The sequence below is a fragment of the Peribacillus sp. 05N428 genome (assembly GCF_056397085.1).
The window spans coordinates 144,698-164,118 of record NZ_JBFTMS010000005.1 but is presented as its reverse complement, the minus strand read 5'-3'; the positions used below and the strand labels follow the sequence as shown (position 1 = coordinate 164,118).

Sequence of the window (19,421 nt, the reverse complement as noted above, 5' to 3'; positions counted from 1 at the left end):
TCAATACAGAAGCAATAATGTTAATAAAAAAAGATAAGGTGAAAATGAAAAAGAGCTAGACAAATATTTTTAAAGGAGACAAAGTGATATGACAAAATATCCAGTTCGATATGTACAAACATTAAGGGGCGGAACCGCACATGTCATTCTTTTCAGCGATGGTAAAGAATATGTCGTGAAGTGGTTCGATACTAAGAAAGGCAGAGAAAAGGAAGTGGTCAATGAATACCTGATCGGAAAGTTGGCAGAGCTCCTTTCACTTCCCGTTATCCCATTTGATCTTGTATATATACCGGAAGATTTCATCAAGAAGACGCCTGAATTACAATCCACTAAACACAACTATAGTTCTGGATACCAATATGGCTGTGTATTTATTAAAAACAGTACCGTTTTCGAGAATGTTAGAGAAAATCCTCCCACAAAGACGGATGTTAAAAACCGGGATATGCTTGCCGGTATAACGGTATTCGACCAATGGGTGAATAACTCTGATCGAGGTACGATGAATGTCATTTTGGAAAATCTCAGCGATGGCGGCTATTATGTCCATATGATTGATCATGGCAGAGTTTTTCCAGGACGCTACCAATGGTCTGCTCAAACGCTAAGTGAAACACCAGTATATAATTACCATTGGCCTTTTTATAAGTGGGCCTTCTCTCTTCTCGATGATCACAAAGAGCTTACATCGTTTATAGAAAAAATTGTGAAATTGCCGAACAAATCGATCTATCAAGTAATCGAATCCATCCCTAAAGAGTGGAATGTGAAAACGAAGGATAGAGATGCTCTCTACAAGTTTCTTTTAGAACAGAAAAATAAATTGCCTGAAATCGTTGAACGTATCATCCAGCATCATAGCAATCCCAAATAACGCTGGTTTTTTCCATAGAAAAAAGTAACTCTTATTTGCTTTAAAGGAGTTACTTTTTTTATTTATAAATTTTTCCATTCTATATAGGATTCGGGATCCATTTCTTTTAACTCTTCCAAGAACATTGGTAATAAACCTAACTTTTTTAGACCTTTGAATATCAACTCTGGCTTGTTTCGAATCCGTGTAAAGGAGCTATAATGATCTATTACTTTTAATTCATCTTCCTTAGTTACAATAATGTGGCGCAAATCGGCATCCAATCTGGTAAACTTTAATCGCTTCATTTCTTTTAAAACAAAAAGAATTTGCCTCATCAATTTTTCGGATAGAATCCCCCCAGATTCTAAATATTGAAATAAAGTTGGCCCTTCAAGATATTCCATAATAATATAGTTATGCCCCACCTCATAAAGCCGTGGAATAGCGGGAGACTCCTGTCCAATTTTTAATACATTTCCCTCTTTAGCCGCAAATTCTGGTTTTGCACAAATTTTCACACATTTATCTGAAGAAATTTTAAAAACGGCCCCTTGCGCCCCCTTTCCGATCAGTGGAAACGACGTCGGATTTTTTATCACATCCACTTTTTTAATTCCTTCAGTAACACAGATAGATTTAAAGTCCTCCACTTTCAATCACTCCTTAACATTCCCTATCGTACTATTACTTTTTATCCTTTGTCTCTTTTTCTCTAAGACTCTTGGTGATGAATCCTCCGTCCCCTTGTCATTGTGCACATTCTGAAAGAAAACGGCTTTGATTATAGGGTTAAGAGAATAGCTTATATAAACCCTTCTATAATAAAAGAGGAATGATATACCTTTCACAAAATGTGAACAAGCAAGCATCATTTTTACTCTTATTTGAACAGAAGGAAAAATTCACGTAAGGATTTTAGTGAAAATACACACATGAAAATCCATGCAAAGAGACTTGTTCATATTGTGAGCTTCCTATATTTTATGTAAAAGATTAAAGTTTGCTATAGTCAAGCGCCAGTTCATCCAGTAATTTTTACTTGTCGACGGAAATAAGTAACAGATACATAACAATGTTCATGGTATAATTAACATGGGAAAACGCTTACAGAATAATCCAAACTTTTTGTTCTGAAAATTCATTCTTTTGGGAGTCGATGAAAGTTGACAGTGGATAATAAAACAAGTAAAGAACAAACGATTTTTAATCATATTGGAAATAAAATCAAAACGGAAGACAGAGAAATCAATGTAGTTGCTAGATTAGAAGAACCTCTAATTGTAGTTTTAGAAAATGTTTTGAGTGACGAAGAATGTGACGGACTTATTGAATTGTCAAAAGACAAAATGAATCGTTCCAAAATTGGAGTTACGCACGAAGTAAATGAGATAAGAACAAGCAGCAGTATGTTTTTTCAAGAAAATGAATATGACATCCTTACCAAAATTGAAAAAAGGATATCAACAATCATGAATATACCCGTTGAACATGGAGAGGGTATTCAAATTCTTAAATACACTCCTGGACAAGAGTATAAAGCTCATTTTGATTTTTTTACATCTTCAAGTATTGCAGCAAAAAATAATAGAATTAGCACAATCATCTTGTACTTAAATGATGTGGAGCATGGAGGGGAAACTTTTTTTCCTAAATTGAATTTTTCAGTATCCCCGCGAAAGGGAATGGCTGTGTATTTCGAATATTTTTACAACGATAAAAACCTAAACGAACTAACTTTACACGGTGGGGCGCCCGTTATCACTGGGGAAAAATGGGTTGCAACACAATGGATGAGGAGACAGAGTAGCCGCTCATGATGTGTAAACGATAGAATTTAAAAGCCTCAATTTTAGGTGCCTAATGAACAAAGGCACCTATTCGTTCATTTAAAAATCTCCTATTTTAAAATCGCCAAACAAAAAATAATGATCAATAGTCTAAATTGGCACTGTTTCGTCCCATCATACTATTTCCGACGTTTCAAATTACGCTTTTACCCTAGGTTTTTCTTTAGGTTTGATGTAAAAATACCTTTGCATGCATTCACTATTCATTTACCTTTGTTGCTCTTTCTAAAATTATCGTAATCAGTCTTAATGTAATGAAATACCTTCGCGTTGCCATTATGGTCTGGATGAGTTATTTTTAGTAACCCTTTATATTCTGCCAATACTTCTTTATCGCTCGCCATTTTAGAAAGCCCTAATTTTTCACTATAATCATTTGATTGAATAGTGGAGTCAATCATGTAATTGTTTCTGATTTTTTCTTTTAATTTTATCAATTCATTACGTAATTCAATATTTTCTTTTAATAAATCCTTTGATTCATTTTGTAATTCACTTTTCTCATTCTTTAGTATGGCAACTTCCTTTTTGAACATATCCCTTTGCTGAATCAATATTCTTTTTGCTGTCTCATGAAGCTCTTCGATACCTTCTATATGCTTTTCTTGAGCTTGTATTTTTAATTTTAATCGGTGTATGATTTCGTCCTTATTTTGATTTATACTATCATTTATAGCCAGCTTTGAAGCTGTGTCATCGCTTATGTATCCGGTGTTCCTTTTTCCGTTCCCGGCGTATTTAATCTTCCCTTCGCCAATCCAGCGCCTGACAGTCTGTACACTATTACTTTCTGTTACTCCTGCATCTTTTAACATTTCAAATGCTTGATCTGTGTCATCCATTATGTATCCGGTTTTCCTATTCCCGTTGCCTCCCTCATATTTAATCTTACCTTCACGAAGCCAGCGTCTAACAGTTTGTATACTATTGCTTTCTGTTACTCCTGCATCCTTTAGCAGGTCGAAAGCTTGATCTGTGTTCACATTGTTCCCCCTTTCCCCTTATTACGCAATGAATCGTACTTCGAATGATATGATAGTACCTTATTAAAAGGAAAAATTTTTACAAAGAAGGAGCCTAATTTGTATTTCAATGTTTTATATAATAGCATAGGCATATTCTAAACAAAGAACAAATAGATGAAGAATATATGACGAATATCACAGGGAGATAACGATAATGTATCAGAGTAAAATTGTGGAACCAGAAAAAATATCGTAACTGCGTATTCATGATATCATTGGTGGAGTTCCGAGCAATATATATACATTCAGATTGAATCTAGAATCCAGTGACAGTGAGAATGGACGCCTACTTAATCTATAAACGTGCTGTTATCTTATATGCTTCCGGGATCTTTTGATGCCCTATGAAAAGAGATAAGAGTCATACTTAAAAATCCCGATCTCTCAGTGATATTAATGAGAAATCGGGATTTATTTATTCACACATTACAGCTACAACTATTCACCAAAACAGCTGTTATTATTTAACAAATCATTTTTCACCCTCTGTATAAATTTGAAAGGTTACACCGAATTTGTCTGTTACAATCCCATAAGCAGGGCTGAAAAAAGCTTCCTGCAGAGGCATTTTCACTTCTCCACCTTGCGACAAAGTTTCAAAGATTCGTTTTGATTTTTCAATTTCGTTAATTGAAATGCAGATCGTGACTTGATCTCCAGATTGACTGGTTTGACCTGGAAACGTATCCGAAAACATGAAGTCCGTTTCCCCAACCTTTAACATTGCGTGTGCCACAAGATCCTTTGCTTCTTCTGGCAGAGGAAATTCAGGATTTTCTGGCATTTCTCCAAAAGTTTGATTAAAGAGGACTTTTGCATCCAATGCTTTTTCGTAAAATTGAATCGCTTCCTTCGCATTTCCGTTCATCATTAAATATGGAGATAATCGCATGGTCATAATTAGAAAACTCCTTTTGGTTTGATTTTTTTACTAAGCTTGGAAATTTCCAAGCTTGCTTTTGAACTGTCAATGGCAATAATCACTATACCATTATTACCCATGATTGAATTTTATAACACGGAACATGCGTTCGTCAACGGAAATTTACAGAAAACTATCAAATTTTCTAAATGTTGAATTGAAAATTCCAAGGTTACTGATGTATAGACAAAGTATGTCACGTTATGGCAGTTATGGAAAACTTCTTTTATTCCTGTTTTTCAAAACATTTCAAATAAGATTAGGTGAAATGAAAAAGGCATGACCCTAGTAGATTACCGGTATCATGCCTCAAGAATGCTTATAAAGTGTTGGAATTTTTGTAATGTCGTTTAATCTTATTAACTTGCTATCATTTCTGAATCCTGTGTTTTTTTTAGTTTTGGTAACTTAGAGTCTATAGATAGGAAGCGGCTTCCATTCAATACTAGGTGAAGGGCAATAATCATAAGAACGAGATCCAGTTCATACCCTGAGGTTTCCCCATTCCCCATAAAACCTGCTGGGAATTTTACATAAACAATTGCACCAGCCATGATGAATACAAGGAGGGCAGAAATTATTCTTGTTCCAAGACCTATTATTAAAGCAATTCCTCCAACTAATTCAATCATACCGACTACATAGGCCATGAATCCCGGAATGCCTATACTTTGAAACCACCCTGAAGTATTTTCCAATCCACCTTTGAATTTTGACAAACCATGCAAGAAAAATGAAATTCCCAACATAACTCTTAATAAAAAGGTACCGATTTCTTGTTTATTCATGACACATCTCCTTTTTTTTATTTAACACTACAAAGTGTAGTGTAAAGTGGTAAAGAAATCAAGTGAAAGTCATCAGACAATCACTATAGTCATTCCTATAAGGATAACCAAAACATAAATGGAAACAAAAATCGTGGTAGTTTCAGCCCTTAAAGGAATTGTTTTATGGGGATCAATTAATTGCTGAAGTCTATAGTTAACTGATTCATTCGAGAAATGAACAAGGATAGGAGAGGATTTATCAGTGCACCCATGTTTAATTAACTTCAATAAAGCGGTACTTATTCCTAATTCAGTCCCCATTTTATGAACCGCATTTTCGTCGGCTGATAATTCACTTATTATTTTGTAATTTTTATGACACCATTTTGTCAATGGGACAAACCATAATGCATTTGAAATCAACTGTAAAATAAAGATGACCAGTGGATCATATTTCTTTTGGTGACAGGCCTCATGCTCCACTACCGCTTCTAGTTCATCGAAGTCCAGTAATCGAATTAAACCAGTACTGAACACAATGAAAGGCCGCCTGAAACCAAGCGTAAACGCAAGAGGCTGTTCAGCGTTCACAACTAAGATATCATTGTTGACCCGATTGAATGTTTCATTTACATTCCTTGTCATATCATCGTTTTTTGAAAGAAAAAGTTTTTGTTTAAACCTTCTGGATAAGAAATATTGCTCTGCAATTTTGAATAAGGTGCTCAATATGCTATAGGATATTATAATACTGAGCAGTGTGACGACCACAAAGTAGTATACTGAATCTTCCTTGAATAAACTAAAACAAAATTTAAAGAAATTAGCTTTAATATTCACGCCAAAAAAGATGTGTACTAAAAAAGCTCCCATTTGGCACCATACCACACAGGCAATTAAAAGACTCAGGCTTATCACAAAATAAGACTTTCTCTTCCACATTATAATTTATCCTTTTTTAACGATTGAATTTTTTGTTCCAATTTTTCAATTAAACCTTGGTCAGCGTCTTTCATGGCATCCAGCATATGGCTTATGACCGCTCCACCAAATTCATCCAGCAAGTTCTCAGTCAGTTTCTTTGACTGCTCTTCAAAAAACTCCTCTTTGGACTGCACCGGGCGAAATAATGAAAGCCTTCCTTCAGACCTCTTTTCAAGAATGCCTTTTTCGACTAAACGATTCATTACGGTCATTACTGTGTTGAAATTGATAGGTTTGTCAAGTTCCAATGATTGTTGAACCGCTTTAATGCTTTGTTCATCTTTATCCCATAAATATTCCATGATATTTGCTTCCAATGGACCAAAGAAACGATTCAGTCCAACTTCATCATATTTAAAATTTTTAATATTCATCCTTTTCCACCTCCCACTACAAATTGTAGTGGAAATCACTGTTACAATCAAGTTTCATCCGGAAGATTTGAACGTTGATTTCCACTCCAGATACTCGCTTTCACCTCAGGAGTCTCCTACCTTCCGTTCCAATCAACTGAAACGTTTATAAATAAAAAAATGTAGGTAAACTGGCTTTTCTTCGAGTTTGACTACAGTCTAAAACGAGCCTTTTACAGGCAAGTTTTTATAATTAATAGTAATCCTTTGTCCTCCATTTCCTCAAATTTATAAATGCTTTATAAAAAAGGAAGTCAATTTTATCTAGGGCTTCATTATTTAGATAACCAGCTAAAAGGAACACACAGTACTATTGATTCAATTATAGGGCCAAGTTATGGAGCAGCACAGCTGGGGTATTTAAGCTAAATGTCAGTTATAGTTAGATGAATAAAGGCTGCTGAAGCAGTCTTTATTTAAATGATAAGAAATATATACTTAAATTTGAATGGAGGAGTGAAGATGATTATAAAAATGACAGAAGCGAATGGACATATCATTGCAACAGCTAATACGGATTCAATCGTACTAACAGATGAGCAAAGTGCATTGGATATTATTATGACGATTAGTAACAAAACCGGGAGCAGTCGAATAGCACTAAACAAAGAAGCAATTTTAGAAGATTTTTTTAAGCTTTGTACAAAACTTGCAGGAGAGACCCTTCAAAAATTTGCCAACTACCATATTAAATTTGCAATCATAGGGGATTTTTAATCTTATACCAGTAAGCCACTGAAAGATTTCATTTATGAGTGTAATAAAGGTAACAATGTTTATTTTGTCCCATCAGAACAAGAAGCGATCGATAACTTGTCTAAAGCACTATAAACATTACCAGAAAAATTTCTAAAAAAGACCTGGATCTTTATACTCGGTTTTCTTATTGAGCTAACTCAGCTATAGAAACAACTAAAAACCTTTTGGCATTGCTTATTACCAAGACCTTCTGGTTCTCCACCTTTATTACACTCCACTTCCTTTTTTCTTTTAAGGGGGATCAAAATTTGTCTAGGAATTTAAAAACGGGCCTATTGGGGCTCGTTTTCAGTATATCGTCGGCATGGTCTTCCCAAACCTTCATTTTTACAGGAAACTTGTATCTATTTTTTTACTATTTTATCCTGATGATCACTATTAATCGTAACTCTTTGTGCAAGTTCCTCTATTTCAGCAGAATCATAAAAATGATATCCTTTTGCCGTCGTTTGGGCCGCAACGTACATTGCAGCAGCTACTTTGTTTGCTTCTATTGCACGATATGGACGTAAAGGGCCTACAAAGACAAATTTTGCAAAAGTACTTAGCAGCCCAGAAATCTTTTCACCTGCCCTGAATTCCTTTCGTTCTCCAAGAAGTAAGGAAGGACGGAAAATATGTACAGTATTCAATGCCAGATGTTGTAGTGTACCTTCCACATCACCTTTAACACGGCTGTAGAAGAACTTTGATTTGGAATTGGCACCCATGGCCGTTATGACGAGTATTTTTTCAACATTGGATGTCTTTGCCAATCTAGCTGCTTCAATTACATAGTCATAATCCACTTTACGAAATGCTTCCTTCGATTTAGCCTTTTTGATCGTTGTACCCAAACAAATGAACACATCGGTGACTTTGAACAAATCGGCATACTTACATAAATTATCGAAATCCACAACATGTCCTATGCATTTGGGATAGGGGAGTTTCAGTGCCCTTCTTGTCAGCAAATGGATTTCACTATAGATTTTGCTTTTGCCTAGCTCTTTAACCAACTGGGTGCCTACCATACCTGTAGCGCCTAAAATCAATGCCTTCTTATTAGTCATGATTTCCTTCTTTCTATAATTAGCTTTTCAATCAACCATTTCCTTTTTAACTAACCTAGCTTTATAGGACTAAGATAAATGATTCACTTGATTGAAATCATCAATTATCCAAGAATCAACTTCAAATCTAATCGTACTCAAACATGCATTGAACAAGCGCATTTCGTTGGATACGATTGACTCATTTGACATCAAGCGTAAAATAAAATGAATGACGGCTCCATGTGCAACAAGTATAACTTTCTTCTCAGGATACTCCTTCTGAATTTCCTGGAGCCCATTCATCAGCCTGTTTCGTAGAGATTCCTGATTTTCCTGACCAGGATAATCTTTATCCCTGAATGCAGACTTCCTTTCCGCTGCAGTCATTCCTTCAGCGACTCCAAAATTCTTTTCAATGAATTCCATTTTTTCAATAACCGGGACTTCAATATAGTGCGAAATGATATCCGCCGTCTCCCTTGCCCTCTTCAGGGGGCTTGTAATAATTACATCCCAATCATCTTTTGACAAAAATTCACCACATTGCCGTGCCTGTATCTTTCCAAGTTCATTTAAAGGAATATCAGTCTGCCCTTGCAGTTTTCCTAGTGCATTCCAATCTGTTTGACCATGCCGCACTAAACAAATAGTAGTAATTGTCCTCAAACCCCTCTAAGTAGATTGTTATTTTCTCACTTCTTCAATGATGGAATGTCCTTCAGTCCGTTCGAGATCTGACCATTTCCATTTTTCATGCAAGCGTAACCTTCCATCAGGCAGCATTTCAGGGGTGGAAAGGCAGCTGCCTCCTCTAATTTCCCCTTTTTCATTGATATGATTATACCTGAATTCCAAAGTTCCATCCAGATTGACCAGCCCTATTAAAGTCCCTTTAACAATCTCTCCCCCCTGATAACTTGCTGAAAGAATTGAGCCGTCTTGTGAATAGTGGAAGGTAGTGTCTCCTGACACTTCTCCATTTTCAGAATTGATTTTAGCTTTGAATATCCGACCATCATAATTAAACATCATCATTCCCCCATATGAATTAATAAGGATAATGATACCAAATTAATTAAAAAAAGAATATTGAAAAATCTTAGGGGATTTTTAATTCTGTGTCCATGGAAATGACACAAAAAATACATAATATTCCCCATTGAATTCCCCTATTATGATGTGGTTATATTAGGGAAGATGTTACTTATGGAATGAACAATCCCCAATTTGAAACGTCTAATCAAACTGGAAGATTTTGGTGAGGTGCTCAAGTGAAAGAAATACTTCTGATTCTACTATTACAACTTATTTATGTTCCGATTTACACATTGCGAACCATTTTCTTAGTAAAAAATATTACCATACTCGCCTCGATACTGGGTATCGCAGAAATGTTAATATACGTTTTTGGATTATCCCTCGTATTTGGCGGTGACCAAAGCATACTCGCCATGGTTGTATATGCAGTCGGTTTTGGAATCGGAATAATTTTTGGTACGAAAATTGAGCAAAAACTTGCCATCGGTTTTATTAATGTAACCGTTAATACTCAAACCAAAAATGAACATTTGGTAGATACATTGAGGAACAACGGATTTGGTGTAACTCTTTATACGGGCGAGGGCAGGGATAGCAACCGTTATCGGATGGAAATCTTGACCAAACGCAATCGGGAACAAGAATTGATAGCAACCGTTGAAAAGTTTGAACCTAAGGCTTTCATCATTTCATATGAACCACGTTATTTTAAAGGTGGATTTTTATTGGATCGGTTGAAAAGTAAAGCAAGCTGAAAATGAAAAACAAAAGCCCATCTTATTAAGATGGGCTTTTGCTTTATTTCGTTTTTGATTTTCTTATTCTCACTGCCCTCGTTACCGGTTGTTTTTTAATCCACTTTAAATATTTTTTTAATCCTTCATCATCTTTTAACAAAAGCACGGTATTTAGTCGGATGGCCAGTTCTCGGTTTGAATACAGTGCGTGAATCTGTTTGTGGCAAGATTTACAGAGATAGGCTATTGGTAAATGGCTTCCGCCAAATTCTCTAGGTGTTAAATGATGGATGGTCAGTTCTATCTCATCCCTGTCACAAAGCTCACAAGTACCTATCATTACATTACTCGGCCAATTATGGCTTTACGGATTTTCCTTCTTCAACAATATGAAACATCAAATGGGCAAGATGATGAATTGGTCCGTACTCTTCATTGTCATCATCTTCTTCATCCTCCACTTCCACTTCATCCATCCCTTGTAAATAAAGTGCCATGAACTCATAAAAATCATTTTTAGTAAAGGAGTAACAATCACTTGGATCCTGATTATCTTCTTCATACTGTAAAACTAGATGGGATAAATCACCCTCATCATCTTCAGCATCAAAAAATACGAAATAACCGATATTTGTATCCAGTTCAAATAACCTGCGAAATCCGCGTGATGTTGCTTTTTCAAACTCAGCCGACGTCAATTTTTGCACTTGCATGCTGTCTACATTATCTTCTTGATGAAAGCCCACGATAAATGTGTTCATAATCAAACCTCCTGTTGAATATGGATAACCATTAGTATCCCCATTTAACCGAATTTATTCCATTTAGAGGTTTGTTTCCAAAACGACCGGGCAATGATCGCTGCCCATGACATCGCAGTGAATGTTTGCATCTATTAAAGATTCCGCCAGACGTTTTGAAACAATGAAATAATCGATTCTCCACCCAATATTCCGCTCCCTGACTTTTGCCATATATGACCACCAAGTATAAGAGCCTTCCTGGTCTGGATAAAAATGACGAAATGTATCGATAAACCCTGAATCAAGTAATTCAGCCATCTTTCCACGTTCTTCATTTGTAAAACCGGAATTCCCTATATTGGGTTTTGGGTTTTTCAAGTCGATTTCCTGGTGTGCGACATTGAGGTCGCCACAAAAGATAACCGGCTTCACCAAGTCCAGTTCCTTAAGATATTTTATCATCTCATCTTCCCATTCGAGACGGTAATTCAATCTTGATAAATCCCTTTTTGCATTGGGGGTATAAACATTCACCATATAAAAACTCTCGAATTCCAATGTTATGATCCTGCCTTCCGGCTCCTCATCCAGCTCTCCTACACCATATTTCACTGAAAGCGGTTTTTCCTTCGTGAAAATGGCTGTACCTGAATATCCTTTTTTCAGTGCATAATTCCAATATTGATGGTATCCTTCCAACTCAAGTGAAATCTGACCTTCTTGAAGCTTAGTTTCTTGAAGGCAGAAAATATCTGCATCCACATCTTTAAAGTAATCTAAAAATCCTTTTTTAACACAAGCTCTAATTCCATTTACATTCCAGGAAACCAATTTCATAATCTCTTAAATTCTCCTTATGGCCAATTAATTTCTTTACATTTCAACTATACTATTTATCTGCTTTTTTTCCCATTAGAGTACATTCGAAAACAATCTGGCAAATGATTCTTTTGAACGTTCCAGTAAACCACGATTGTTATACACGATAGGATCTAGTTTGTCACTATCCATCATATCCTCTTTGTAATGAGTGATGAGATCTTCAATGGTACGGCTGCCCATAAGAAAGACATTCACTTCAAAATTCAGATGGAAACTCCTCATATCCATATTTGCCGTTCCTATGGATGCCATATCACCATCTACGATAATAAGTTTCTGATGTAGAAAACCTTTTTTGTACGAGTATACCTCTACGCCGAATTGAAGCAGCTCACCGAAATAGGAGCGACTGCCATATTGGGTTAAAAACCCATCATTTACTGCCGGAACCATAACCCTGACTTGTATCCCCTTAATTGCGGCATGTTTAATTGCTGCTTTAATCGCTTGATTTGGTACGAAGTATGGACTTGCAATCCAGATTGATTTTGTGGCGTTCGTGATGAGTGAATAGTAAAAATCACTCATGATCCCCTGTTGTGTATCAGGTCCGCTTGCTACCACCTGGACAGCTCCATCCCCTTGTACCACTTTATTCTTGAATTCTGGACGTCCTTGCAATACATCTTCACCGCTGACATATTCCCAATCCAAAAGGAAAACGGTATGAAGCATATATACCGCTTCACCTTTAAGGACCATATGTGTATCTCTCCAAAAACCAATGCTTTTATTTCGGCCTAAGTATTCCTCTCCTACGTTTAAACCTCCTACAAAGCCAACTTCCCCATCTATGATTATGATTTTACGGTGATTTCTAAAATTAAATTTTTGATTGAAAAAACCGTGTTTCAATGGCGAAAATGGATAGGCTTTAATCCCTGCATTTTTCATCCGTTTAACTTCATTATTTGATAGGCTTAAGCTTCCTGCCGCATCAAAAATGAATAAAACCTCCACACCATTTTTTGCTTTTTCAATAAGGATATCTATAATTTCAGTACCAAGCCTGTCGGAACGAAAAATATAGTATTCAATATGGATGAATTTCTCAGCTTTTTTTAACTGTCTTATGATTTCTGTAAACGTTTCGTTGCCATTTTTCAATACTTCCGTTTTCGATGATGTACTAATGGTGGTCTCAGATGCATTTTTGGCAAAAGCTGCGAATGATTGCTGATGATCATTCAAGAACGATAAATCTGGAGAGGATACCCGTGTAACAAGACTCTTCCATTCTTCTCGATCTTTTTTCCTTTTACTTCGGAATAAATACCCCTTTAAATAGAGCTGACCTGAGAATAGATAAAACACATATCCAAATACCGGGAAAAACAAAAGCACATACATCCATAAAAGTGTCTCGTGGGCAAATCTATTTTCGAGCATGAGTGAAAATAGGGTGATAAACATGACCAAAATATATAATCCAATAAAAAATAGCTTCACGTCGAAGCTAACTTGAGTGAACAGGATCATATAAACTGAAGCAATTAATATAAATAAAAATACAATTTCCATCCTTCTTCTTTTCATCTTTTCATTCTCCTACACAGCAATATTTTATATATAAATATCATATACCCATATTTGATGGTAAAAGAAACAAAACACTTACGAAAACAATGTTCGCAAGTGCTTTGTGTATTACCTATCCAGTTATCACTTCATGACAGGAATCAAACTTTCATACAGCTCCATATACTTTAATGACGATGATGTCCAACTGAAGTCTAACTTCATTGCATTTTCGGCCATTTTCCTCCATCTTTTCGGCTGGAATTTGTACAGACCAACAGATTGCTCAATTGTATGGAGCATATCGTGTGCATTATAATTCGTAAAACTGAAGCCATTGCCTTCACCAGTAAATTGGTTATATGGTATGACCGTATCACGAAGTCCGCCAGTTTCCCTCACTAAAGGCAGTGTACCATAACGCAGTGCCAAGAGTTGGCCGATACCACATGGTTCGAATTGTGATGGCATCAGGAATAAATCCGAACCTGCATATATCCTTCTTGCCAGCCCCTCATCAAAATATGTATGGACTGAAACCTGATTTGGATATTGGTCAGCTAAATGACGAAATGCCGATTCATATTGGTCTTCACCCGTACCTAAAAGAATGAATTGAACTCCTTGGTTCATCATTTCATGAAAAACATGGAGAACAAGATCTATTCCTTTTTGATCAACAAGCCTAGTTACCATTGATAAAACCGGTACGTCATCATTGACAGGAAGACCCAGCGATTCCTGTAGCTGACGTTTATTCTCCATCTTACCCTCATAAGAATCGAATGGAACAGCAAGATGTTCATCTGCTGCAGGATTATATTCCTCATAATCGATTCCATTGATAATCCCTTTAAGCTCACCATTTCTCTTACGTAAAAACCCATCCAGATTTTCCCCGAAATAAGGTATCTGAATTTCTTCCGCATAACTTGGGCTTACAGTTGTGACTATGTTAGAAAAAGCAAGGCCCGCTTTCAAATAACTTACATTCCCATGAAATTCAAGACCATCGATATTAAAATATAACTCACTCAAATCGAGTAATTCAGCTAATACAGCTTTAGGATAAACTCCTTGATACCGTAAATTATGTATCGTAAATATCGTTTTAATATCCTGATAGAATGGGTGATTATGATAATGGGCTTTCTTCAAAACGCTGACAAGGCCCGTTTGCCAATCATGGCAGTGTATAACATCCGGTTTTTCTTCTAAATAGGGTAAAGCCTCTAAAATTGCACGGGAAAAGAAGGCGAACCTTTCGCCATCATCGAAGAAACCATAACTACCATGCCTTTTGAAATAATATTCATTATCCAGAAAATAATATGTAATTCCGTTAGCAACAAGTTTTTCGATGCCACAAAATTGCTGGCGCCAACCAACAGGAACTTCAATACTCGTAATATGTTCCAATTCCTGTTTGAATTGGTTAGGAAGATCCGCGTATTTAGGTAGGATTACACTTACATGGACTCCCTGTTTTTTCAGCGCTTTCGGGAGCGCGCCTATAACGTCTCCGAGCCCTCCCGTTTTTATAAAAGGGGCGCATTCTGAAGCAGCAAATACAACATTCATTGCCGCACCTCCTCTATTAAATTACTTCCGCTTTTTTTATTACTGTAGGCTGTTTTAAACCAATAACTGATTTTTCACTAGTAACTCTCACTTCTTTATCAGTTATGATATTTTCAACGATGGCTCCTTCTTCAATCACGCCTTTTTGCATGATGATGCTATTTCTTACTATAGCACCCTTTTTCACCTTTACACCACGGAAGAGTATACTGTTTTCGACAATCCCTTCAATATCACAACCGTTGGCTATCAATGAATTGGTAACCTTCGAAGAACTTGAATATTTGGTCGGTGCCTCATGTTTGATTTTCGTATAAACATCCCAAGTATCCCCGAAGAAAGAACGGATTACCGAAGGGTTCAGGAAATTCATATTACTGGCATGAAAGCTTTCAATAGAATGGATGAATGGCATATCACCAGTAAAGTTATAACCTTTGACGGTAAAACGATGAAGATTTGCTTTCACAGCGTCTTTCAAAAAGTCATATTCCCCACTGGCAACACAGCTTTTGATCAAGTTCACCAATAGCGTTTTACTTATGATAAAGGTTTCCAGACAAACATGGTCACCAGGTCTAGGGATGGTATAAAAGCTAATATCAGTTATGTCTTCATCCGAATCTACCGAGCAGGTGTGATAAATTGGTTTTTCAATCAATTCCCCTACATAATCCTTATATACCACCGTGATATCCGCTTTATGTTTTTTGTGATAATCAAGCACTTCATTAAAATCCAATTTGCATACATGGCTTCCTGGGGAAATGATGACAGTATCTGCCTCTGCACGTTCGAAAAAGCTGAGATGATCATAAAATTGCTTCATATCGCCTGTTACCGTTTCATCCGGATGGATAGGGGGCAAGATGTATAAGCCTCCTGAACGCCGATCCAAGTTCCATTCTTTACCTGAGCCAAGATGATCCATAACTGAAAGATACTTTTCTTTTGGAAAAACGGCTACTTTTGATACATCTGCATTAATGAGATTCGACATTGTAAAGTCAATCAAACGGTAGCGTCCACCAAATGGCACAGATGCTACATTACGGTGAGCAGTCAGATCTTTTAAATGTTGTCTTTCATTGATTAAGTTAATAATACCCAACACATTTTCCATAGCATCTTCCCCTTTTTCTAGTTAAGAGTAATCTTTTTTTTGTTTGGATTGATAATGGTCTGATTTTCACCAATTAAGGTAATATCGGATGTCACCGCTGAATCGCCAACTACGGCACCATCTTCTATAACACAATTACTGGCTATGATGCTTCTTTCTATATGAACGTTTTCCCCAATCGTGACATTAGGCATGATGACTGAATCTTTTATGGTTGACCCATAGCCCACCTGTACATTATAGGATAAAACCGAATGTTCAATGTTCCCATGTATCATGCACCCTTCATTGATAAGCGACTGACTGACCTCGGCATCCGGTGATATATATTGCGGCGGATGATTTGCATTGCGGGCAAAAATTTTCCATTGCTGATCATCCAACTGGAAATTTGGCGTATCCTCCAATAAGTCCATATGTGCCTGCCAAAGGCTTTCGACCGTTCCAACATCTTTCCAATAATCATTAAAACGGTAGGCATATAGCTTTTTTCGATCTTCAAGCATTTTTGGAATGATGTTGCTGCCAAAATCATTGGAAGAATTTTCGTCTTTTTCATCATTGATTAAATAACGTCTTAGGGTTTTCCAATTGAAAAGGTAAACTCCCATGGAAGCGAGGTTACTTTTTGGATACTTTGGTTTTTCGTCAAATTGTGTGACTTTATCATCCCCATTGGTATTCATGATTCCGAAACGACTTGCTTCCTGCCACGGCACTTGAATTACAGCTATTGTTGCCTCTGCATTTTTTTCGATGTGATAATCCAGCATCTTACTGTAGTCCATCTTATAAATATGGTCACCAGAGAGAATCAGTACATGTTCCGGATCATAGTTATCAATGTATTGGATATTTTGATAAACAGCATTTGCCGTCCCTTTATACCATTCACCGCCTTCTTTCCCTTGATAAGGGGGAAGTACGGAAACTCCGCCAACATCCAAATCAAGGTCCCAAACTTTGCCATTACCAACATAATCATTTAGAATCAATGGCTGGTATTGGGTCAATACCCCAACCGTATCTATACCAGAATGAGTGCAGTTACTTAATGGAAAATCGATGATTCTATATTTACCGCCAAAGGGAACAGCTGGTTTTGCCAAACCAATCGTCAATTCACCTAACCTTGAACCCTGGCCTCCTGCCAATAACATTGCTATCCATTTTTTCGCTCCCATTATTCGGTCACTCTCCCCCGTCTTTTTTTTGTTTGCTTCATAAAAATAGAAATGCCTAATGGAGGTACAGTTATTTCCATGCTGTATGGTTGATTATGGTATGGTATCTTTTTGACATTAATGGGTTCTTCATTGATCTGACCCGATCCTCCGAAAGCTGCTGAATCACTGCTGAAAACCTCTATATATTTGCCTTGGGATGGTACACCTATTTGATAGTGAGCATGAGTCTGTGCAGAAAAATTACAGACAACAATGCAATAATCGCCTTTGCGTTTACCTTTTCTCATAAAGGTGATGATGCTTTGTTCACTATTGCTCGGATCGATCCATTCAAAACCTTCCTGGACATGATCCAGTCTCCAAAGGGAGGAAGTTTGGCTATAAAAGTCCTGAAGGGTACGGAAGTAATATGCCATCTTTTCGTGGGATTCATATTCCAAAAGCAGCCAATCCAATTGTTCCTCATCTTTCCATTCTATGAATTGGCCAAATTCACCTCCCATAAAAAGTAGCTTCTTTCCAGGATGCGTCATGAAATACCCAAAGAGTAACCGTAAATTTGCAAACTTCTGCCAATAGTCACCTGGCATCTTATTCAATAATGACTTCTTGCCATGAACCACTTCATCATGTGAAAAGGGCAAGACGAAATTTTCTGAAAAAGCATAGAAAAATGAAAAGGTTAAGAGATTATGATGATATGGCCTTTCATTTGTTTCAAGTTTCATATAACGAAGGATATCGTTAGTCCATCCCATATTCCATTTGTAATTAAAGCCCAAGCCGCCTATATCGGTAGGAGAAGTTATAAGTGGCCGGTCTGTCGCTTCTTCAGCCATCATTAATGCATTGGGATATTTCTTGAAAACCACTTCGTTAAGTTTTTGTAAAAATTGTATGGCTTCCAGGTTTTCCTCACCGCCAAACTGGTTTTTCAGCTTGACCGGCAATGGATTATCATGATTCAAGTAAACCATTGACGATACAGCATCGACACGGACCCCATCAATATGGTATACATCCATCCAAAACATTACATTTGATATAAGGAAACTGATTACTTCAGGTTTAGTAAAATCAAAGTTGTATGTCCCCCATAACGGGCGATCTGCTCTCGTATAATCAATTGGTTCATAGAGAGGTGTACCATCAAAACGGGAAAGTCCATGCGCGTCTTTACAAAAATGGGCGGGAACCCAGTCAAGGATTACACCTATGCCCTTTTGGTGGCAAAGGTTAATTAAATATTTAAAATCTTCCGGTGAACCGTACCGACTGTTTACGGAATAATAACCCGTGACCTGGTATCCCCACGATTTATCAAAAGGGTGTTCCATTATGGCCATGATTTCAATATGTGTAAAACTATTATCAATCACATATTCAACTAATCTATCAGCCAATTCACGGTACGAATAAAATGCACCATCTTCTTTCTGTTTCCATGTTCCGGGGTGCACTTCATAAATGGACATGGGTTTATGATAAATATTTTCCTTTTTCCTATCGGCTATCCACTTCGAATCTTGCCATTCAAAATTATCCAGCCTTTTAATGACCGAAGCAGTATTTGGTCTGACTTCCGAATAAAAGGCATATGGATCGGCTTTTAGGATACGTTTATTTCCGGGTGTATGTATTTCATATTTATAGATATCCCCTTCTTGTAATCCTGGTACGAACAACACCCAGATACCTGAACGCTCGATCCGTTTCATCGCATGATCTTTTCCGTCCCAATTATTAAAATTACCGACTACTGAAACTTGCTTGGCATGGGGGGCCCAAACGGTGAAGCGTACTCCTTCATTACCTAATGTTGTCACAATGTGTGCCCCAAGCATTTTATAGCTTTCATAAAGGGTGCCTTCATGAAACAAATACAAATCGAAATCGCTTGGATAAATCTCTTGTAGCTGGTCAATAATTGTACTCAATAAAACCCCTCCATCAGTATTAACTCGATAGTATTTTACCCATCCTTCCCCAGTTATTATAT

At 36.9% G+C, this 19,421-nt stretch carries 20 protein-coding genes and 1 pseudogene; 4 read left to right on the top strand and 17 right to left on the bottom strand.

What is annotated here, in order from left to right; genetic code table 11:
• The first annotated feature begins 88 nt into the window (after positions 1 to 88).
• A complete protein-coding gene (locus AC1DIV_RS07290; protein WP_134781740.1) occupies positions 89 to 877 on the top strand; it encodes a HipA family kinase in 789 nt (262 codons plus the stop codon).
• A 62-nt stretch (positions 878 to 939) separates the two neighbouring features.
• On the opposite strand, the gene AC1DIV_RS07285 is transcribed toward AC1DIV_RS07290, so the two are convergent.
• Entirely contained in the window at positions 940 to 1,509 is a 570-nt protein-coding gene (locus tag AC1DIV_RS07285) for a kinase (RefSeq protein WP_477576086.1), read from the bottom strand.
• Between the two features lie 513 nt (positions 1,510 to 2,022).
• Here AC1DIV_RS07285 and AC1DIV_RS07280 point away from each other — a divergent pair.
• A complete protein-coding gene (locus AC1DIV_RS07280; protein ID WP_048680894.1) occupies positions 2,023 to 2,676 on the top strand; it encodes a 2OG-Fe(II) oxygenase in 654 nt (217 codons plus the stop codon).
• A gap of 233 nt (positions 2,677 to 2,909) precedes the next feature.
• On the opposite strand, the gene AC1DIV_RS07275 is transcribed toward AC1DIV_RS07280, so the two are convergent.
• From AC1DIV_RS07275 to AC1DIV_RS07255, 5 genes are all read right to left on the bottom strand, one after another.
• Positions 2,910 to 3,689, bottom strand: a complete 780-nt coding sequence (locus tag AC1DIV_RS07275; protein WP_477576084.1) for a hypothetical protein — start codon at positions 3,687 to 3,689, stop codon at positions 2,910 to 2,912.
• Positions 3,690 to 4,203: 514 nt separating this feature from the next.
• Positions 4,204 to 4,629, bottom strand: coding sequence for a VOC family protein (locus AC1DIV_RS07270; protein WP_057277574.1), 426 nt, complete (start codon positions 4,627 to 4,629; stop codon positions 4,204 to 4,206).
• Positions 4,630 to 5,012: 383 nt separating this feature from the next.
• The gene (locus AC1DIV_RS07265) at positions 5,013 to 5,441 is read right to left on the bottom strand and encodes a DoxX family protein (RefSeq protein ID WP_477576082.1); all 429 of its coding nucleotides are present in this window, start codon (positions 5,439 to 5,441) and stop codon (positions 5,013 to 5,015) included.
• Between the two features lie 72 nt (positions 5,442 to 5,513).
• The gene (locus AC1DIV_RS07260) at positions 5,514 to 6,365 is read right to left on the bottom strand and encodes a M56 family metallopeptidase (RefSeq protein WP_340876534.1); all 852 of its coding nucleotides are present in this window, start codon (positions 6,363 to 6,365) and stop codon (positions 5,514 to 5,516) included.
• Entirely contained in the window at positions 6,365 to 6,781 is a 417-nt protein-coding gene (locus tag AC1DIV_RS07255; protein WP_048680873.1) for a BlaI/MecI/CopY family transcriptional regulator, read from the bottom strand. Before AC1DIV_RS07255 ends, AC1DIV_RS07260 begins: the two co-directional genes overlap by 1 nt.
• A 501-nt stretch (positions 6,782 to 7,282) precedes the next feature.
• Here AC1DIV_RS07255 and AC1DIV_RS07250 point away from each other — a divergent pair.
• Positions 7,283 to 7,651, top strand: a pseudogene (locus AC1DIV_RS07250) (DUF4180 domain-containing protein).
• 272 nt (positions 7,652 to 7,923) lie between these two features.
• On the opposite strand, the gene AC1DIV_RS07245 reads toward AC1DIV_RS07250, so the two are convergent.
• From AC1DIV_RS07245 to AC1DIV_RS07235, 3 genes are all read right to left on the bottom strand, one after another.
• Positions 7,924 to 8,631: an NAD(P)H-binding protein gene (locus AC1DIV_RS07245; protein WP_340876535.1), complete on the bottom strand. Its 708-nt coding sequence runs from the start codon at positions 8,629 to 8,631 to the stop codon at positions 7,924 to 7,926.
• 69 nt (positions 8,632 to 8,700) lie between these two features.
• Complete coding sequence (locus tag AC1DIV_RS07240; RefSeq protein ID WP_063594975.1) at positions 8,701 to 9,270, bottom strand: histidine phosphatase family protein; 570 nt, start codon at positions 9,268 to 9,270, stop codon at positions 8,701 to 8,703.
• A gap of 27 nt (positions 9,271 to 9,297) precedes the next feature.
• Complete coding sequence (locus AC1DIV_RS07235; protein WP_477576081.1) at positions 9,298 to 9,642, bottom strand: avidin-fold protein; 345 nt, start codon at positions 9,640 to 9,642, stop codon at positions 9,298 to 9,300.
• Between the two features lie 242 nt (positions 9,643 to 9,884).
• On the opposite strand from AC1DIV_RS07235, the gene AC1DIV_RS07230 reads away from it, so the two are divergent.
• Positions 9,885 to 10,406, top strand: coding sequence for a DUF2179 domain-containing protein (locus tag AC1DIV_RS07230; protein WP_477576079.1), 522 nt, complete (start codon positions 9,885 to 9,887; stop codon positions 10,404 to 10,406).
• Between the two features lie 43 nt (positions 10,407 to 10,449).
• On the opposite strand, the gene AC1DIV_RS07225 is transcribed toward AC1DIV_RS07230, so the two are convergent.
• From AC1DIV_RS07225 to glgB, 8 genes are all read right to left on the bottom strand, one after another.
• Positions 10,450 to 10,728: an HNH endonuclease gene (locus AC1DIV_RS07225; protein WP_340876536.1), complete on the bottom strand. Its 279-nt coding sequence runs from the start codon at positions 10,726 to 10,728 to the stop codon at positions 10,450 to 10,452.
• A 16-nt stretch (positions 10,729 to 10,744) separates the two neighbouring features.
• Positions 10,745 to 11,149, bottom strand: a complete 405-nt coding sequence (locus AC1DIV_RS07220; protein WP_034306917.1) for a hypothetical protein — start codon at positions 11,147 to 11,149, stop codon at positions 10,745 to 10,747.
• A 63-nt stretch (positions 11,150 to 11,212) separates the two neighbouring features.
• Positions 11,213 to 11,968: an exodeoxyribonuclease III gene (locus AC1DIV_RS07215; RefSeq protein WP_340876537.1), complete on the bottom strand. Its 756-nt coding sequence runs from the start codon at positions 11,966 to 11,968 to the stop codon at positions 11,213 to 11,215.
• Positions 11,969 to 12,043: 75 nt separating this feature from the next.
• The gene (cls, locus tag AC1DIV_RS07210; RefSeq protein ID WP_340876538.1) at positions 12,044 to 13,549 is read right to left on the bottom strand and encodes a cardiolipin synthase; all 1,506 of its coding nucleotides are present in this window, start codon (positions 13,547 to 13,549) and stop codon (positions 12,044 to 12,046) included.
• Between the two features lie 126 nt (positions 13,550 to 13,675).
• Positions 13,676 to 15,112, bottom strand: coding sequence for a glycogen synthase GlgA (glgA, locus tag AC1DIV_RS07205; protein WP_340876539.1), 1,437 nt, complete (start codon positions 15,110 to 15,112; stop codon positions 13,676 to 13,678).
• Positions 15,113 to 15,128: 16 nt separating this feature from the next.
• The gene (gene glgD, locus AC1DIV_RS07200; protein ID WP_202315895.1) at positions 15,129 to 16,235 is read right to left on the bottom strand and encodes a glucose-1-phosphate adenylyltransferase subunit GlgD; all 1,107 of its coding nucleotides are present in this window, start codon (positions 16,233 to 16,235) and stop codon (positions 15,129 to 15,131) included.
• Positions 16,236 to 16,252: 17 nt separating this feature from the next.
• Positions 16,253 to 17,419: a glucose-1-phosphate adenylyltransferase gene (locus AC1DIV_RS07195; RefSeq protein ID WP_323597021.1), complete on the bottom strand. Its 1,167-nt coding sequence runs from the start codon at positions 17,417 to 17,419 to the stop codon at positions 16,253 to 16,255.
• Positions 17,419 to 19,359 (bottom strand): 1,4-alpha-glucan branching protein GlgB, encoded by a 1,941-nt coding sequence (gene glgB, locus AC1DIV_RS07190; protein WP_323597022.1) that lies wholly within the window; start codon positions 19,357 to 19,359, stop codon positions 17,419 to 17,421. The genes AC1DIV_RS07195 and glgB overlap by 1 nt, the downstream gene beginning before the upstream one ends.
• Positions 19,360 to 19,421: the final 62 nt, after the last annotated feature.

Excerpts from the sequence above, each read along its gene's own strand:
- AC1DIV_RS07290 (WP_134781740.1), top strand. The coding sequence starts at position 89 with ATGACAAAATATCCAGTTCGATATGTACAAACATTAAGGGGCGGAACC.
- AC1DIV_RS07270 (WP_057277574.1), bottom strand. The coding sequence starts at position 4,629 with ATGACCATGCGATTATCTCCATATTTAATGATGAACGGAAATGCGAAG.
- AC1DIV_RS07265 (WP_477576082.1), bottom strand. The coding sequence starts at position 5,441 with ATGAATAAACAAGAAATCGGTACCTTTTTATTAAGAGTTATGTTGGGA.
- AC1DIV_RS07260 (WP_340876534.1), bottom strand. The coding sequence starts at position 6,365 with ATGTGGAAGAGAAAGTCTTATTTTGTGATAAGCCTGAGTCTTTTAATT.
- AC1DIV_RS07255 (WP_048680873.1), bottom strand. The coding sequence starts at position 6,781 with ATGAATATTAAAAATTTTAAATATGATGAAGTTGGACTGAATCGTTTC.
- AC1DIV_RS07245 (WP_340876535.1), bottom strand. The coding sequence starts at position 8,631 with ATGACTAATAAGAAGGCATTGATTTTAGGCGCTACAGGTATGGTAGGC.
- AC1DIV_RS07235 (WP_477576081.1), bottom strand. The coding sequence starts at position 9,642 with ATGTTTAATTATGATGGTCGGATATTCAAAGCTAAAATCAATTCTGAA.
- AC1DIV_RS07225 (WP_340876536.1), bottom strand. The coding sequence starts at position 10,728 with ATGATAGGTACTTGTGAGCTTTGTGACAGGGATGAGATAGAACTGACC.
- AC1DIV_RS07220 (WP_034306917.1), bottom strand. The coding sequence starts at position 11,149 with ATGAACACATTTATCGTGGGCTTTCATCAAGAAGATAATGTAGACAGC.
- AC1DIV_RS07215 (WP_340876537.1), bottom strand. The coding sequence starts at position 11,968 with ATGAAATTGGTTTCCTGGAATGTAAATGGAATTAGAGCTTGTGTTAAA.
- cls (WP_340876538.1), bottom strand. The coding sequence starts at position 13,549 with ATGAAAAGAAGAAGGATGGAAATTGTATTTTTATTTATATTAATTGCT.
- glgA (WP_340876539.1), bottom strand. The coding sequence starts at position 15,112 with ATGAATGTTGTATTTGCTGCTTCAGAATGCGCCCCTTTTATAAAAACG.
- glgD (WP_202315895.1), bottom strand. The coding sequence starts at position 16,235 with ATGGAAAATGTGTTGGGTATTATTAACTTAATCAATGAAAGACAACAT.
- AC1DIV_RS07195 (WP_323597021.1), bottom strand. The coding sequence starts at position 17,419 with ATGGGAGCGAAAAAATGGATAGCAATGTTATTGGCAGGAGGCCAGGGT.